At 40.3% G+C, this 18,688-nt stretch carries 11 protein-coding genes; 3 read left to right on the top strand and 8 right to left on the bottom strand.

Annotated features, from left to right (window positions below; translation table 11 throughout):
* Positions 1-19: 19 nt before the first annotated feature.
* From BM739_RS18655 to BM739_RS18625, 6 genes are all read right to left on the bottom strand, one after another.
* Positions 20-3,157, bottom strand: a complete 3,138-nt coding sequence (locus BM739_RS18655) for an ExeM/NucH family extracellular endonuclease (protein WP_076543136.1) — start codon at positions 3,155-3,157, stop codon at positions 20-22.
* Between the two features lie 34 nt (positions 3,158-3,191).
* A complete protein-coding gene (locus BM739_RS18650) occupies positions 3,192-4,259 on the bottom strand; it encodes a porin (protein ID WP_254843591.1) in 1,068 nt (355 codons plus the stop codon).
* 1,165 nt (positions 4,260-5,424) lie between these two features.
* Positions 5,425-6,051: a pseudouridine synthase gene (locus tag BM739_RS18645; RefSeq protein ID WP_076543151.1), complete on the bottom strand. Its 627-nt coding sequence runs from the start codon at positions 6,049-6,051 to the stop codon at positions 5,425-5,427.
* Between the two features lie 546 nt (positions 6,052-6,597).
* Complete coding sequence (locus BM739_RS18640) at positions 6,598-10,179, bottom strand: VCBS domain-containing protein (RefSeq protein WP_076543135.1); 3,582 nt, start codon at positions 10,177-10,179, stop codon at positions 6,598-6,600.
* 64 nt (positions 10,180-10,243) lie between these two features.
* The gene (locus BM739_RS18635; protein ID WP_076543134.1) at positions 10,244-13,270 is read right to left on the bottom strand and encodes a TonB-dependent receptor; all 3,027 of its coding nucleotides are present in this window, start codon (positions 13,268-13,270) and stop codon (positions 10,244-10,246) included.
* A 339-nt stretch (positions 13,271-13,609) separates the two neighbouring features.
* The gene (locus tag BM739_RS18625) at positions 13,610-14,656 is read right to left on the bottom strand and encodes a polysaccharide lyase family 7 protein (protein WP_254843590.1); all 1,047 of its coding nucleotides are present in this window, start codon (positions 14,654-14,656) and stop codon (positions 13,610-13,612) included.
* A 1,031-nt stretch (positions 14,657-15,687) separates the two neighbouring features.
* On the opposite strand from BM739_RS18625, the gene BM739_RS20585 reads away from it, so the two are divergent.
* Genes BM739_RS20585 through BM739_RS18615 form a run of 3 tightly spaced genes read left to right on the top strand, consistent with a single transcriptional unit; the run spans position 15,688 to position 17,230 of the window.
* The gene (locus BM739_RS20585; RefSeq protein WP_254843589.1) at positions 15,688-15,876 is read left to right on the top strand and encodes a hypothetical protein; all 189 of its coding nucleotides are present in this window, start codon (positions 15,688-15,690) and stop codon (positions 15,874-15,876) included.
* An 8-nt stretch (positions 15,877-15,884) separates the two neighbouring features.
* A complete protein-coding gene (locus tag BM739_RS20580) occupies positions 15,885-16,121 on the top strand; it encodes a tyrosine-type recombinase/integrase (RefSeq protein WP_368483162.1) in 237 nt (78 codons plus the stop codon).
* Positions 16,118-17,230 carry an IS91 family transposase gene (locus tag BM739_RS18615; protein WP_076543132.1) on the top strand — a complete coding sequence of 371 codons (1,113 nt, stop codon included), beginning with the start codon at positions 16,118-16,120 and terminating at the stop codon, positions 17,228-17,230. Before BM739_RS20580 ends, BM739_RS18615 begins: the two co-directional genes overlap by 4 nt.
* Before the next feature lie 284 nt (positions 17,231-17,514).
* Here the strand turns inward: BM739_RS18615 and BM739_RS18610 are convergent, their stop codons facing one another.
* Together BM739_RS18610 and BM739_RS18605 are read right to left on the bottom strand one after the other, a co-directional pair.
* Complete coding sequence (locus tag BM739_RS18610) at positions 17,515-17,835, bottom strand: hypothetical protein (protein WP_076543131.1); 321 nt, start codon at positions 17,833-17,835, stop codon at positions 17,515-17,517.
* 121 nt (positions 17,836-17,956) lie between these two features.
* Positions 17,957-18,292: a hypothetical protein gene (locus BM739_RS18605; RefSeq protein WP_076543130.1), complete on the bottom strand. Its 336-nt coding sequence runs from the start codon at positions 18,290-18,292 to the stop codon at positions 17,957-17,959.
* Between the last annotated feature and the right edge of the window lie 396 nt (positions 18,293-18,688).

The following is an 18,688-nucleotide window of genomic DNA, read 5'->3' as shown; positions in this document are numbered from 1 at the left end:
ACCTCACCTGGGGTTGAACCTATTTGCGATTACGGCGACGAAGAGCTGATAAACCCAGAAGGCTTAACAAGCTAAGTAAACCAGTACTACCGCCACTACCATCATGTCTTTCTTCTTTTATTTCAGCGACTAATGAGTCTCTATTTTGCACTTCAATATCAAAAGAAAGCGAAGAACCCGCAACCACTTTACCGTCGCGTTCAAGAGCAACTTTAGCGCTGTAGCGTGCAGATGGAGCACCGAAGACTTCAAAGTTCACTAGGGCCTGACCGTCTTTAGTTAGCACCACATTTGGCTCAACTAATTGGCTCAAATCCAATTGCTCTTTATCATCTTTTGGCGTCAGTTTGATGGTGGCAACATCGCCAACCAAAGCGCCAGCAACTTCAGGCACTTGATATGGCACCTTCATTAACTTGTTGAGTTTGGTCAGATACATTGAACGACCCGAATCAGCCTCACCAGGCAAGTAACTTAAAGTCACTAATGCTGGGTCATGATCTGATGAGCGGAAGTGGTCTTCAGCATAGAACTTATTAAATTCATTGCTGTAGTCACCCTTGTACTCATTGTTGTAATCAAAAAGGTTCGACTCTGCCGCATTGATATGCCAGTCAGCAGCATCGATTACACGTTCTTCTAACGAAGGTGAAATTAGAATGTGATCAAGTGAACCTACCTCATCGTTATAAGAATAACTCCAAGGCGTTTTACCTTTTTGCTCAAATACTTTCGAGATAATATTAATGTAACCGTAGCTATTAGTAATCTGCACTGGCGAACCATCAGAGTTAAACTGCGGTTTGCTACCGACAAAAGTATGACTTGCTGTCATTAAGGTTTTATTGCGAGGGTTTTCAGTCAGAACCAACATTGGGTCTTCTTGGCCATAGGCGTTAAGGTCGCCTAAGATGATTTTATCACCTTCAACGTCTTTAAGTTCTTCTGCTAATTGTACCGCACCAGAAATACGGAACTCTGAACATGAGCCTTGGAAGTCAAGATCAGGAGCATCTTGAGTCCACTTAGTAGCATCACCAAACTCAACACCTTGCCAATCTTCCCAACAAGTTGATCCTTTAGACTTAAAGTGGTTAACCGCGAGAGTTAAGCGTTTGCCTGTTTGGTTAACGAGGAAAGTCACAACCAACGCATCACGATGATAGTTTTGACCACTTTCTAAGATCTCATCACGGCCATCTTTAATCACCTCGTTATTGTCATTAACAATCGTCGGCGCTTTTTGCTGCGGCATCGTGACAACACGGGTACGCTCGATGCTTAATTTGCTCGGACGGTAAATAATACCTGTCGCAATAGCATCTGAACCAAGGGCATCTAGTTCATCAAGTACACCATTACCGTTATGGTCAAAGCCAACAAATACGTAACGATTTTCGGTAGAGTATGGCTTGTCATAGTTGTTTGGGTATTCGTCGTTGTAGTAGACGTTTACTTCATTAACTAAATCGGCAACCGCACTATTGAGGCCAAAACCGTTATTTTCCATTTCCATCAAACCAACCACATCAGCATCTAGCGCACGGATGGCTTCTACTAACTTGGTTTTTTGTTGGGTAAACTCAGTGAAGGTATCAGCACCACGACTTTGACCGAATTGGTTTTGATCACCACCAAATGGTGAGTTGAAATAGTTAAATAAATTCTGACTCGCGATGCGAATAGCAAACTCATCTTCGCCGACAGTTTCATCAATATCCGGGCTATCTGTTCTAGGAAGATTCTGGATAAAGTTGGTGTTGTTTAGCTCATTAGTCACTGTTAAAGCATAATCACCGTAACTGTAACTTATCACCCCTTGCATACCTACAACACTGTCATCGATGCGGATGTAATTGTCCTGTGGTGCAATACCAAAATTAGGATAATAAGGGATATCACCGTTCGCCGCTGAAGTTGAGCTTTCGATAATTAAACGATAATCATCATTTTGCGCAGCAGCTGCATAAGACTCAGGCGAGCCCGCAACATTGAGTTGATTTGGTTGCAGGTTTGGACGTTTATAGGCCAAAGTAATGTTATTACGGTAGCTGTCGTAGTTAAAACTGAAACTACGAGAAACTCGCATGTCTTGATTACCTTCCTCAAGCGGATTTAAATCCTCTGGTAGATTAACCAGCATGCCTTCATAACGGTTTAGCGTAGTCTCGAAAGAACCACCGTCAGACGGTAAAATTTCAATATCAGTAGCAATCGTTGGAGTATAGTTACTATTAGTTACAACCCATTCGTCAGCCGCTAACTGAGTTTGGCCATAGCTTTCTGCTACCTCACTGCCTAAGCAAACCGTACGACCAATTAACTGGTTGTCTGCACTGCCGCTTTCAACAAAAATTCCATCAGAAGTTAAAGGATTACCGTCAGCAACAATATCGCGTAAGTAGAAACCTTTTTTCGGCAAACCAACAACGGCTGTCACAACACCTTCAACCGCTACAATTTCACCTTTTAATGGCGATGGCCCGCCTGTACCTTGGACTTCTGCAATGGTGGTTAAATCAGCACACACAAATGGATCATAAGCATTAGCGAGATTTGGCGTACCCACTGTTGAAATATCAAGTGGACTAATCACTTCCCACTGTGACGCATTAAAGGTCGCTGAAGGAACGGGGGCATTCCCCTCACTATCCATGCGGCGACGTAGCGTAGTGTCTGGTGCCCAAACGCTGGTGTTATCTGCAGCACCGACACGGTCAATAATCACATCGCCATTTTTAATGTAAAAACCATCATTACCACTTAGGTAAAAATCGGTGTAACTGGTATTTGGATCACCTTCGCCAATGACATAAGCACCGCCATTATCAGTAATAATTTGCTTGTATTCGTCGCTGGCATCTTTGTTCAACACCACTAAAGATGTACCAGGGGCAATGGTAAGGCCTGATAGTAATGGCTGACCATTCGCATTGAGCATGATATTTTCATACTTACCGTTAGCCCACATATACACGGCAGTGTCATCGGTAAAGGTAAATTCATCGGTAGCGTGGGTATTGGTGATTTCTACAGAGCCCAATTCTGCCCCGTAATCTTTTTGCACCATTTCGGTGATCAGTAGGTCGTTAACCCCAGCGTTCGCGCCGACACTGATAATACTGGCGATAGCCAGCGAAAGAAAACTTTTCTTCATAGTAAACTCGATAATTGTTTATCTTGGAATGAAATTAGAAATACATGCGCACATAGGCATATGCAGCTTCTGGTGCTTCGCCAACTCGGCCTTCAACTGACACAACGATGTCTCTTGCTGGACGGTAGTTGAAACCTAGACTTGCCCATTGGCGGTCTTTACCAAATTCGGCAGGAAGTTCGTTATAGTCGAAGTTAGGGCCTTCTACATCCCAGCCTTCATATTGCTCATGATTTGCTGAAGCGATAATTTCCCAAGACTCATTCAGATCGTATTTACCACTTAACGTCATGCCATAGTTGCGGAACGTTTCGTAAGCAAGGTACGTATCGCCACTTTTACGAGTCGCTAAGTCTTCATCTTCTAAAAAGGTATTGAATCCTAGAGCAAAATCTGAGGTAATTTGAGCACGAATACCTAGGCCAACGAGCATTTGCTCACCATACTTAGAGATCCCTTCTGAGCCACCACGGCCTTCAACACCCACGACTACAGAAACAAAATCTGACATCCAGCCAACATAGCCATTTGCAATGTCACCCTGTAAAGAGCCATTTTTGTGTTTACCTTCATAGGAATAAGAAACGCCATAAACCAAGTTTTCAAACTTAGCTTCATATTTAATGGTATTTTCTTGATCACCGGCCTCACCGGTTTCTACCGCTTTATTGAAAGTAAAGTCACCAAAATGATCATATTCATCAAAAGCAGTATCTGTTAAGCCAACTTCAATCCAGTGATTGTCGTCAAACATATAACCAACAAACATTTTGTCGATTGCCAGTTCAAACTCGCCATCACCACCAAGCCAGTTTCTACGCTGATAATCCAGTTCTAATCGGTAGATAAAGTTTTTATTCTGCCCTGCTACACCCAAGGTGGCAAAACTATCATCGACATAGCCTTTTGTATCGTAAAATTCATCATGGTTATAATCTGAATTAGTAGCAAAATGACCCCCTACACCCACTTCACCAAATAGGCGAATATAATCTCCATTGTCTCCTTCTTTTAATGTGACTGCACTTGCAGCATTCACACAAAATAAAGAGGCTAAGGCGATTGCAACGGTTGTTCTTCTAAGCATCGCATTTATTTCCATTAGTAAATTCCAACCCCTTCGCAATAGGTTGAATTCTGGTTTAATAATTATTTATGTGAGGTTGATTTATCGGCAGGAAGAACATCTAACGCTGCCACACTAAATACGCAACAACGAATTAACATCCAAAAGTCTTTGAAATGAATGAAGCTTGAAACATTCAGTTAGCTGCTCACAACTTATTAACACAAGCAATTAAGGTTGCTCATTAAAGCCGCAATGCTATACGAAATAACCATTATTAAAATGCCATATGATTACAAAATGTATTTACACTTAAACTTAGCAACATTTACTTCGACTATTTTTTATAAAAACCCTTCAATATCAACACACCGATGTTAAGCAAGTCACATACCCATAGCAAGTAAAAACTTACGATTAATATCACAAAAACACCCCTTACTTCGATCTTCATTTATTTAACATCAATCACATCTAGACGTAATTGTTAATTAAACTAACCTTTTCTTGAGTCTATATATTTAATTAAACAAAAAACAAAACTTTGATACTTACAAAAAAACAAGCCCCCAACCATACACTTAAACAAAAACAATCAAGTAAGCCCCCATTTATGTACATTTATAAAACAAATGATATTTGTACATAACTTATACAAGTTATAATATTTCTACATTGATAGAAACCTGTTCGTTTATAATTATCAATTCATGAAAGAAAAACCAACAAAGGTTAATTAATACACAGCACTATCAAATCAAATAATGTATTTATCATTAACATTGAAAAAACACGCCTAATATTGAGCAATTTTTATTGGCATTAAAATAATGAGACTGTTGCATTGTTGCACTGTTGGATTGTTGCACTGTTGGATTGTTGCACTGTTGGATTGTTGGATTGTTGGATTGTTGGATTGTTGGATTGTTGGATTGTTGGATTGTTGGATTGTTGGATTGTTGGATTGTTAATATCATCAAATGACTCGAAGGGTTACACCATCACATTGCTGTATTCAATCATGCTAAAGCCAGTAAATTTATGCAGGGATTGCAAGTCATTAATGCTACACAACAGCTAACTTACTGGATTACTTAGGTGTGTTTACCAAGCCATTGGCTTTTTAGTCTTTCAGTGATTCTCCTGTAACTTAAAAAGACAGCGCTGCGGCAACAAGAGAGCTCTAAGCACCTGTATTCTATTAACTAAGAGCAGCATCAAAACTAATTAGCGAAATAACATCACCAGCAGCCATATTATCAATATGAATATCGCCAATTCTCACTCTAACTAGCCTTAAGGTGGCAAAGCCTACGGCTGCAGTCATTTTTCTGATCTGACGATTTTTACCTTCACAAAGGGTAATAGAAATCCAACTTGTTGGCCCATGTCTGGGATCACGAATTTTGCGGCCACGTGATGGCAATAGCGGTTCTTGCGCTAACTTGAACGCCTTACAAGGTAAGGTTAAGTACTTAGCGCCATTGATACCAATCTCAACTCCATTTTGCAGTAATGACATCGCCTCAGGCGTAATATCACCATCCACCTGTACATAGTATTCTTTCTCTATTCCTTTACTTCTGATCTGATGACTCATCATGCCATCAGTGGTGAGTAATAATAGCCCTTCTGAGTCATGATCTAACCGACCTATGGCCATGGTTTTATCAGGAAAGTTAAATAACTCACCAAGTAGATGTTTCTTCTTACGGGTTTCAGGTACAAACTGGCTTAAAAAACCATACGGTTTAAATATTTTGAAATGCTGATGAATTTCACTCGTATCAGCAGGTGCTAGTAAACCCGTTGGGTTAATAGTTGGCATAAAATGGCTTTTAATCGTCAAAACTGTATAGGTTGGCATTATACGGTGAGTATTAGCATGATGCATCATAATCTCAAACGCCCCCAATACACACACTTCAAAAGTAAATGTTATTATCACCGCATTGATTGCTAGAATAAACTGGGACAAAAATATTAAGTACACATTACAACTAAGTCATTATCTAATACTGATCAGGTAACAATTTTGGCCGATCTTTCAGGTACGGCATAAAGGTCTCTTTATTGTATGGTTGCCTTTCATTGAATTACCTCAAGCACTCTAAAAGCTTGATCTAAAATCTGTTATTTTCATTCACCTATTTGTTAAAATGCTTATAGCTGGATATTTAAAAAACTCGCTAAAGACGAAAAAGTTAAAGAGGAAAAAATAGATACTTTGTTTGCTATTTATCACTTTTAAAAGAGCGAAAGTCGCATTCAAATAGCACAGTTTGGTCTACAAAATAAGTACAAAAAATGCCGCTATCAATAAGCGGCATTTTTAACACATTGTTTAAAACATTAATTTACAACTGCAAGTTGATTAGTCTTCTTGCACTGTTGCTTCGGCAGAACTAGAGTAAGTCGTACTTAGATCGTCACCCACAGCATAACTTTCGAAGTCCTCAGATAGAACCGCCGTATCTGTTGCATCAGCAATCACGATATCATCAGCTAATAACTCTTTTGCTGACTCTTTCGAAGAGCTACCAATACGTATTTGATACGTTTGTGTCGCTGTACCTGTATTGATTGCTTCATAAGGACCGTAGAAGGTTGTGCCACCATCAATTGAAAGCGAATAACCTGTTGCAGTCCATTCAAGCACTACATCAATATCGGTATCATTTGCATGCGTTAAGCCATCAATGACTTGCTGCGATTTAGATGAATCACGATATTTAACACTACCATCATTACTAAAGACAATTTCGCCCGTTAGGTTACTTGAAGAGGCAGAGCCACCATAAATACTAATATAAGCAGTATTATCTTCGCTAACATCTGGTGTAGCAGTGAAGTCAGCAATGGCTTGTAGCTTAATGGTTGCAGAAATTGAGCCTTCAGTAATTCCGTCCGTAGTTAAACGTAACTCAGCGTCAGCGTCTAGTGATGTATCAGCCATTCGGGCAACTTTATTTACACTACTTCCCACTATGGTCTTAACGGTTGCTTCAGCAGAACTAGAATACATTGTGCTTAAATCTTCACCGTCAGCATAAATCTCGAAGTCTTCAGATAGCACTGCCATATCGGTTTCATCAGCAATGACGACATCATCAGCTAGTAATTCTTTTGCTGACTCTTTCGAAGAGCTACCAATACGAATTTGATACGTCTCTGTCGCTGTACCTGTATTGATTGCTTCATAAGGACCGTAGAACGTTGTGCCACCATCAATTGAAAGTGAATAACCTGTTGCTGTCCAACCGATAACAACATCAATATCGGTATCATCAAAATAAGTTAAGCCGTCAATGGTTTGTTGAGATTTTTCTGCATCACGATATTTAACAGCGCCATTACTAAAGACAATTTCACCGGTTAGGTTACTTGAAGAAGCAGAGCCGCCGTAAATACTGATGTAAGCGGTATTATCTTCAGAAACATCTGGCGTAGCAGTGAAGCCAGCAATTGCTTGTATCTTAATGGTTGTAGAAATAGAACCTTCAGCAAGAGGATCCGTTGTTAAACGTAATTCAGCATCAGCTGTTGTGGTTGAATCAGCCATTCTGGCAACATTGTTATCGCCTGTAGCAACAACAACTGTGCCTGTAATTGTGATTGCTAATTCAGCGGTAGTACCATCATAAGATTCAATAGTAAATGTATCGAGTTCACTTTCACCCACAACAAGTGCTGCAATGGTGGCATCTGCAGTATCAAGTGTATAGGTCCATGAGCCATCGTCTAATATTGCTAAAGTACCGTAAGTACCCATTAAGGTTGTCTGAACAATAAAAGCTTCGCCATCATCTGGGTCAAGTACACTTACAGCACCTGTTGCCGTTGCCTCATCACTTGCAATTCTTCCAGTTAAATCAAAGAATACTGCTGGTGTAGGTTCTTCAGAGCCGTCACCTGCATCAAATACAGACACTTCAGCGTAAATGGCTAAGCCATACTTGCTGTCTGTACCATCTAACGTTTCACCTGCATCATAACCTTCAAAGTCATCTGAAAAGACGCTTGCAGTGCCAGCGGTATCAGAAAATACTTCAATGTTATCAGCATAGAAAGAACCGAAAGGAATCGTTCTATCATTATCACCGAATCTAAATTGGATAGCTTTAACACCATCAGCGAACCACTGGTCTAAGCCTGTATAATCAAAGTCAACAACTGCCGCAGTAGAGAATGAACCTCCACCAATCACTTCACCATCAATAGTCACGGTGATTTGATCTGCTTGATCTAAGTCCCATGTGATTTCTACATCATAAAACTGCTCTTCAACAAATGGTGCAGTGATTATATTGCCAGGGTAAGCGTCACTGTCAGTATTTCGAACAAAGAAACGAGGTTCAATTACAGTGCCGTCGTCTTGAATTTGAGTTCCTTGAATACGCAAATCTATAAGCGACTCACTAGAACTACCAGATGAGCCATAAAGCGTAATGTAAGCATCTTTAATATTTCCATCACTACCAAGCGCAACCTCTTTAGATATAGATGCACTCAGCTTACCTTGACGAAGGTTATCAACGGTAAATCTAATCTCACCCGTATCGCCGCCTGTATCGCTTATTTTTACAACTTGAGTAAGCGAAGCAACACGAATATTAATTTCAGCAGTGGTACCATCAATAGAAGCGATAGTGATTGAATCACTTACAGAGTCACCTAGTTCAAGGCTCGCTAAAGTATCATTTGCAGTGTTAACCGTGTAAGACCAGCTACCGTTGGCACTGATACTAAATGTACCATAATCAAGTGCCACATCAGTTTGAGCAACAAAAGCATCTTCTTCAAAGTTTGGATCAATAATGGTTAGTGAACCAGTTAATGGATTAATAGCAGTATGTTGAACAGTACCGCCAAATTCACCTTCGATGATTGCTGCAACAGGGTCATTGTTATAACCAACAGCGGCTCCAATTACATCAAGTAACGCCTCATCAACAGAACTAGCAACTTGTGAAGTAGTTTGCAAATTAATTTGTGCTGTCTCAAGTGTAACTAAAGACTCTTCAGAAAAAGAACCATCTGCGACGTCACTAGCAAGATCTTCCATAACGGTAGATAAATCTGCGTCTGCGTTGTCTGCATCAACTTGTGATAGTAGCGCTAGCACAGAACCATATCTATCAGCATCTTCAGCACCAAGTTCAACAGTACCAACTAAAGTAGGAAGCACTTCTGTTGTATCAAAACGAATACCAAAACGAGCATTAATTATTTCAGCTGCGTCATCAAACTGGTTTAAATCACTACCCGCGTTTTGAACAGCCATTTCGGTTAAAGGAGAAACAACATAGGTAGGTGGTGGTAGTATGGTTTCCATACCCTCATCATCAGTCTCAATAATATTTTCAACTACATTCACTACAGATCTTAGTTGAGGAGCATCTAAAGTTAAACCTGTTGATTCGTCCGTATAAGTACCGCCAGTACATGCAATTAAACCCGCACCTTCGAAGTGTACGTCGATAAAAGTAACGCCACCTGAAGTGTCAGAGGTTGCAGTGCCTTGCTCAGGAAGAACCGCAGCACCACTATCATCAACTTTAAATATGTCACAAGTTGCACCATCAATAGGGCCCTTAATAATGCTAGCTGAAACATTTAAGGTTGGGTTGATAACAGGTGTAGATGCACCAACACCTTCGGTAAAGCCTGCATTATCGGTATAATTAGCAGAAACAGAAATAACTGTGCCTTCGTCAGCTTCAGTAATTGTGTAAGATGTGCCAATAGTACCTGTTGACCAAACATAGGTAATGGTGTCTGCTTGAATTCCGTCAGCATCAGTAGCTGCTGCAGAGATTGTTTCGCCAGCGATAAAATTGCTTCCGGTTATTGCTATACTACCGCGAGTATTTCCATCTAGTTCAGCACCGTCATCGCCGCCACAACCTAATAGGCCTGTCGCAATAATGAGCGGTATAAGAGATTTATTATTCATTTTTATGACTCCAAAAAGATTCTTTTTCCAAATTTAGCTTGTTTTATTTAAGTACTAGACTTGGCTAGTACTTAAAGCTGACACCTGCGAACAGGCGAGGACCGTAATCACTTACTTGACCCAAGTTACCTTGGGTATAGAAGTCATCACTGCGAGGCTCACTGAACAAGTTAATTGCTGAAACTTTAATACGAATGTGTTGATTGATTTTGTAAGCAGCACGAGCTTCCCAAATACCTGCCTCATCAACATAACGCAGTCTTGTGCCATTAGAAGTATATGGTTGGAAGTATTCACTACGATACTTGTAGATAAGCGCAGTATCAAAACCGCCTATTTGGTAGTAAATCTGTCCATTGAATACATGCTCAGAAAATCCAGGTACTGAAGCAGGAGGAACAATACCTACGGTTTCCTGAGTAACAACACCATCTAAACCAGTAGTAAAGGTATTACCGTAGTTACTGTCTTCAAACTCATAGCTTGTATCTGCATAGTTATAACCAAGCTTCACACCAACGCCCAAATCCCAACGATACGAGAATGTCGCTTCAAAACCATAAAGGTCACTTTTGTCGTCAGTAGTGACTGAATTAGTAATAGGTAAAGAAACTTCCACACCGTCAACGATAAAATTCTCTAACTGTGTTTGCTGTTGGTAACCGCCATTGAATTGCTTATAGTAAACACCTAGCGCTACCATAGAGTCATCGCTTGGATACCATTCAACAGCAGCGTCATAGTTCCATGACATTAATGGTTGAAGATCAGGGTTACCTGAACCATTAACACCAACCAACAAGTCTTCAACTGATTCAGGGTCATCCGAGTCATCGGTTACGAATGTGCGGCTATAACTTAGATCTGATGGATCTGCACGTGACATACCTCGGTAAATACCGGCCCTTAGGAGAATATTGTCATCATAATCAACGACTAAGTTAAAGCTTGGTAGTACTTCAGTGTAATCACCACCACCAACAATCTTTTCAATACTTCCGTTTGGTACCAATTCGACAATACCTGTCGCCGGATCAGTGACAACGTCGAAGCCTTCTCTAAAGCCAATAGAGGTAACGTCAGTATCCACTACACGAACACCAAAGTTACCACGAATATATTTACCAAACATTTCAGTGTCGTAATTAAGCATGGCGTAAGCAGAGGTAGTTTGTTCTGTTACGTCAATAGTACCCGCATTCTCGTATGTAACCTCTGGGTATGCGAATTCGCCGCCTTGTGATGCTGCTACTGCTTGAGAGAAACACTCGTTATTGTAAGTTGCCCACGAAGCGCCTGTACCGCTTTCTACAACATTACCTGAACTGTCAACATGGGTGATAATATCACCGTCAGAAACACTGGATAAAAAATCAGTCTCAGGGAAGGCTATTTGGCAACCTTCAAGTACATCGATGGCCGATGTTGCAGATTCATCTAAATTATATGTAGTTCTTGAGCCATTACCGTTCGTGCCACCAAATTGAACAAATGTTAGCTCAGAAACGCGAACGCCAGCTTGAACGCTACTAAAAAAATCACCGTCTAGAATATAATCAATATCAAGGCGTGCACCCATAATTTCGTTGTCGCGGACATTTTCTCTGTCGATACGAGTACGAAGGCTATCTGTAAAATTGGAAATATCAGTCACATCAAAATCAGTCACTGTGAAATGAGGAATATATTCACCTAAATCCCAAGATAAGAAAGGACGAGAGCTCGTTCTTCCTCGGTTTGTTATTTGTAGTTCTTCACGGCTGGTTTTAGAATAGCCAAGGTCAACACTAATCTTTAGATCATCAGAGAAAAAATGTTCAACGTTCAAGCCATATCCACGATAGTTTTCTTCACGCGAAAATTGCTCGCCCGCAGACTCGATGCGTTCTTCACCTTCCCAATGTAGAATACCGCCAACATCGTTGGTGATCAGATTTTGTCCCGTTACACCCGGTGTAACGCGCTTTTGTAAGAAAATTAAATCATGACGCGCTTCTGCTTGGGTACGATCTGAAATTTGCGCGTCAAAATTGATATCCCATTTATTTGAGGGTTGGTATTGTAGAGCAAAGAATAAAGCGTCTCTTTCATCGGATGTTTCATTTTGACGGAAGCTTCGGCTTGAGCCAGTCCATGCGTATTCTCTGCCATCATCTACTGCAAGACCTGTTTCTGGATCAATAGCATTATTATAACCTTGGTTACCTGGATCTTCACAATCTCCAGCTGTATCACGGAAAAAACCGGTAGAAGTATCGGTTGGATCATTCAAACATGCCCACAAAGATGAACCCGTTGGGCTTGAGCTTCTATATTCAGCTTCTGGCTGACTAATATCTTGACGTTGAAAACCGACACTCAAACCAAATGCTTGACCGTTATCAAACTCAAATTGATCAACATAACTTAGTGTTCCACGGTAGCCCAAATCATCTTGAAGTGAATTGTCAACGTTTGCTTGGTCTGGGTTGTAGTTACCTTTTACTTCAGCCTGAAAACGTTGCTTGCCAAAATCTAAAGGCTTAAGTGTCTCCAGGGTAATAACACCGGCAACCCCACCTTCAATCATGGAAGCGTCTTGTGTTTTATAAATAGCTACTTTCTGCATCAACTCTGATGGGAACTGAGAAAAGTTAACTGAACGGTCACCACTACCATTGGTCGCTTCACGGCCATTGATGTTAGTGGCACTTAAGAATGGGCCTAAACCACGAATACTGATCTCAGTAGCACCACCATTTTCACGGTGAGATGATGCACCCGTTAATGTTTCTAGCGCCTCACCAATTGAAAGTGCAGGTAAATCGCCAATATCTGAAGCAGATAAACCGTCAACAACAGTGGTAGATTCTCGCTTTATTGCAATTTGATCTTGAATTGTTCTACGTGTACCAATAACTTCAACAACTTCTATATCATTATCAACTTTCTCTAGATTTTCAGTTTCGGCTTCTTGTGCTATTGCTGAAAATGCAAAAGAACTGGTTACAGAAGTGAATGCAGCAAGCTTCATCCATTTTGCTATAGGTGAAAGCTTGAACTTCCCTATTTTATGGATGGGTTTTGTTTTTTTACTTAGTTTCGTCGACATACCGTACTTCCCCTTAGTATTTTAATAAGCATGTTAATGCCATTTATTGGTATATTTATTATTGCAAGCAGGTTACTGCCATTAGATTCTTATATTTATTATTGCAAGCAAGTGACTGCCATTAAATTCTTATATTTACTATTGCAGTTACCGCCATTAAATTCTTATACTTATTATTGCAAGCAGGTTACTGCCATTAAATTCTTATATTTAAAATAGAGTTATATTAATTTCAATAGACAAAACCCAAACAAAACTTTTAACCTATTAATTTAAATAAAAATATAACCAATAATTATAGTTACGAGTTACGAATTTTAAATTGATGTGTTGACCGCGCTAAAATTTATACCCTTTATGCATGTTTTGGATATGATAGAAAGTGGCTTGCACATAATCACCATCAGCGCCCTCATTGTTTTGATTATAAACACCCGCTTTAAAGTACATATACTGGTTACTAGCACTATAACCACTATCTTTCATATCGTAGTACTTAGTAATATTAGGCTTACCTTCCCTGATTATAGTGACGAACAACACTTCATCTTCGACGGAAATTTTATAAGAGAATTTTTCGTTTAAGGCGATTCCGTCATCAGGGTCTGACAAAGTATGCGAACGTGAGCCAATCATATTTATCCAAATGTCATCACCATCATTTATTTCATGGGCAAAATAAATAGCCCCTTTCGAGTTGGCTGGTAATTTTCGGTAATATAAACGAATAGGTTCGTCATCAGTGGCGTGAATTTGCCCGATGACCACGCGTCCAACCTTTTTTTTATCACCTGTGGTAGATACTCGGTTTATTGCCAAAGTCCCTTCCAAACTACCTTCAACCCCCCCAGACTTAGCTTTCGCCGAACCATGCGAATTGCTGAAAACCCAGTTATTTTTAGTCAGGCCACGAGTTTTAATTCGAACATTACCTCTACGAAGCATTTCACGTAGTTCGGTTCTCGCATATTTTGTATTTTTTGAGGTCTTGGCACCTACGTTTGGGCAAGCGAATACCAAGCCACCATCATCTGCTGTATAAAAAAATGGCCTTAAGTTAAAGCCTTTATCTAATGATTTCTCATAGACGGTATCAGCTTTTTTATCTTCGTTGAGATCGGTTGGCAACGTTAACGACCAATCGAGTAAGTCAAAATTTTCACCTGGCTTTTTAAGCGGATCGAGTTTTGACAAATCCCCCAGTAAAACACCTTCAGCAAGGCTAGTGTGTGACTTAGGAATAAGCGTATTTGCCTCAATTTCCTGAGCATTGAGTGATGCGCTAAAAACTGCTAAAGCAAAAAATAGCACAGCGTAAACGTCACACATTTTCTTTTGAAAATGTCGGTAAAATTCATATGTGTTGATATTGAAATCCTTTATCATTCACGATCTCTTTGTTGAATATGTTCGTGTAATGTTCGGCTTAACTATTTTCAAAGCTTATTTAGAATACCTATATACGCAACATACAGTGGCGCACCTTCATATGAACTTAGCCAACCCTGAAAAACGTAATAAAAATAGGTAAGACTTTGCTTCTTATTAACACCAAAAATTATCTAATTTCGTTGTAAAAAGAAGCAGAACTCTTTGTTGTATATGATCAAAGAGCTATGATTAATTGCTACGCATAGAATCATACATAACTTACCCAACACAGCCGCGCACTTAACAATTCATTTACAGCTGTAACTTTGTGTTAAACAAAATATAACCACCACAATATATCATTGTCAACCAAAATAGCGCCGCAAGCATTACCAAAAACTAAAATTGGTAGTAACTAGGGCGTAAAAAAAGCTATCGTATTGGCTTGACACATTTTTTAAATAATAAAAAGAAACAAAATAAACAATAGCTTACAGAAAAACCGAGCTATTATTGTTGAATAGTTTTTATATTCACTACCAATGGATATGACAACATTACTAAATAACAGAACAAAGTTAGTCAGCGACCTTGATGCATTACCAACTTACAAGAATTGTTATTACCAATTGTCATGCAGATATTACCAATAGATGATGTGATGAGATTACAGATCAGAACTAATATGCAGATTATAAGCTGTACGATAATTCGTATTGATTGTGATTTATCATTAATGCTCTTGTTGAACGAAGCCGCGCTGTCAGGCGCATTAGTGCTTATTTCGATGCATGTCCTGATAACCTTTCTACCGATGACTAAAAGCGCTACTTTGCCAGCTTGATTAAGTCACATTCATGGAGCACCGTGAAACTCGACCGTAATGGGTTACACATTCACTTGTAAATAAGTCTATCGTCACGTCCTTAACCAGCAATGGAAGTAGCTTAATATTGTTAAGCCACCGCAAGTCCATAGACTGCCCGACATTCTCACGCCTGCTGAGTCTCTATCGTCATTAGCCTTACCCATAGCTGCGATATCAAGTGTGTTTTCTCACCTTATACAGTATGGGATTACGTCTTGGTGAAGCCATTTCATTACAGGTTGGCGATATCGATTCACAGATGATGCAAGTGCACATTCGTAACGCTAAAGGCGGTAAAGGTAGCCAGCCAGACTCATTGATAGATAAAGGTGGAACTTACTTTAAAATCAAAAGGAAAAAGCGCTAAAACGGGTTATCCGTGAGTGCAATATTCACAAGTCCATTAGCCCACATAACCTGCGCCACAGCTACGCCACTCATCTGTTAGAGCAAGGGTTAGATTTGCGCTCAGTGCAAAGTCTGCTCGGCCACAACAGCCTAAACACCACCGCCCGTTATACCCGCCTCACCACTATCACGCGAAAAAATACGGCTCTATCCGTTAACCAGCTTACTGATAATTTGGTACTCAAGTGGGAGTGTGACCTATGACGTTCATCGAGCTTTTGCGCGACCACCTTGATACCTTTAATCAAGCTTATGATGGTCACATTACATCTTCCATGCGCCAAGCTATTTTCGCCATGTTAAATTGTCGCAGCAACACTGAGCGAACCAGCCAATGGGCATGTCAGGGTTGCGCTCATACTGCTGATTTCCCGCTGTCATGTGGTCATCGCAGTTGCCCACAATGCCAGCACAACACCACTGAAGATTGGCTCAACAAACAGCAAGCTAAACTCCTGCCTGTAAAGTATTACATGGTGACGTTCACCTTGCCTTATGAACTACGAGGCATCACTAAACATCAACCAGAGTTGATGTATCAAGCCATGTTCTCGGTGGCAGCAAGCGTGCTAAAAGACTTTGCTAAAAACGCCAAACAACTGGGCGGTGAAATGGGGTTTACGGGCGTACTGCATACCCACAACCGAAGGCGTGACTTTCACCCGCACATTCACTTCATCATTCCGGCAGGCAGTTTCGATAAACATAAAAAACAGTGGCAAAAGAACAAGGGTAAATACCTGTTCAACGCCTTTAACCTGGCCAAAGTCTGGCGAGCACGATTGCTAGCGCAACTGACAGATAAACTCAACATCAAGCTACCAACCGCTATCCCAAAAAAGTGGGTTGTAGACTGCCAGCATGTGGGCAAAGGGCTGCCTGCGCTCAAGTACTTATCTCGCTATCTTTATCGTGGCGTACTGCCTGATAAAAATATCATTAGTGATATCAATGGACAAGTCAGCTTTGAGTATCAAAATAGCCAGACCAACACCACTGAGATCCGCACCTTACCAGTTACAAAATTTCTCTGGCTAGTCCTGCAGCACGTACTACCTAAAGGATTAAGACGAGTCAGAGATTATGGTTTGTTGAGAGGAAGTGCAGCCAAGCTACGGCAACGAATACGCTTGATGCTAGCCGTTGCAGGGACGGTGTTAACGCCGCTCGAAAACACCACAAAAACTCAAGCGATACGACCTTGCCCATGCTGTCGACAACCGATGATATTTATGGGAGTACACAGAAATAAGCATGCGCGACTGACAAACTTTATTAGGCAAAAACCAACGGCACCTAACGCCACTGTTTAAGCGCAAGGATTAAAAAGTTAACACTTAAGATGCGGAACAAGAAAAGTATAAGGAGGTGCTAAGGTATTGATATTTATAGGTAACGAAATCAGCTGGCGATGCTAGGGGATAGATGCGGCTAGTGAAAAATGTTACTGCTCAGCACACACCTAAAAAGCGTAAGCTCTTACGCCGATATTTACACTATAAAGGTATCACTCGGGCTTATGATCCAAAATAGGGAGTACACTTGGGATAAGGACGCGGCTACGCGCGGCCTATCCTTATCTGTTAGCAGTTCAACCCTAGCTGAGCATACGACTCACAAATTCTTGCGTTTCTTCACTGAACAGGTGAAGCTGTTCATCACTCAAAACACCATGATTTTTTAAAGCAACAATTTTCAACAACACATTGTTTCGAGTTGGGTTGTTAAACATTTCAGCTATTTTGGAATCTTCAACTTCGATCAAACGATACAAATCTAAATATGATTGATGCTCTTTGCCAACTCGATGATTGGCTATATTATCAACTTGCTTAAATACCAACTCGCAAGCATTGGCTGTTAATTCGACTTGTAGCTTACGAAACAATTTCCAATCTTTCTCAGGAACAGATGACATATTAAATTCTCACTGGCTGCTAACGCCCTAATAATGGGCAAAAAATTGTTGGCTAAAATGTTGAGGAACGAAAACAGCCAACTGTTTTTTGTCCTTATTTATTAGCTTGTTAGGTAACACTTTACCGCTTAAGCCAATGCATTGGTAGGTTCTTATAGTGAAAAAAGTAATCTATTGCTTGTTGTTTAGACCACTTTTTAAATTTACAAATAATATACGTTAAAACAATGCTAACAATAACCAAGTTAACTACAAATAAAATGAAGCTACCAGCCAAAAAGACCAAGTGATTATCTTGCTTTCTTACAGGCGCATCTATATCAAAATTTATAAAAGAGGCGACTTCAGAAATAATATACCAAGTCGGATAAAGCGAAAGAGCAAATGCTGAAAGCGTAATAATAGCAAAGTACAATTTGTATTTTAGTTTCAACCTGTCGTAATTCTGCAAATCCATTTGTGTTACCTAACGCTTTGCTAAGCGGCAATAAAATAGCTGGCTAAAATTAGCGAGGAACGAGCAAAAGCCAGCTGTTTTTTGTCCGTTTAAGCAACTTGTGTACGCCCAGCATGGGCATGAACTAATGAGGTGAAAGTCCTCTGTAGGAAGGTCACCGTTACTCTTTCTTAAAGAGAATAACATACTGTTATTAAACGTTAACTACTAGCGAATGGCAAGGGCTTATCCGCGAGGTTTTGTCCAGAGGAAGCCGCTAGCAAATTTGCGAGCTGATGAACAAGAACATCATATGAGGCGTAGGCTAGAGGTGAGTTGGCACAAGACGACGAAACCACGTGATCTAATGGCCACCGTAAATGATGCAGCAGTGCAAAGAAAGTTCATGTTCTTATC

Source organism: Shewanella sp. UCD-KL21 (assembly GCF_001957135.1).
GTDB lineage: Bacteria > Pseudomonadota > Gammaproteobacteria > Enterobacterales > Shewanellaceae > Shewanella.
Note: the sequence above shows the minus strand (reverse complement) of the source record. Positions and strands in the feature narration are given on the sequence as shown.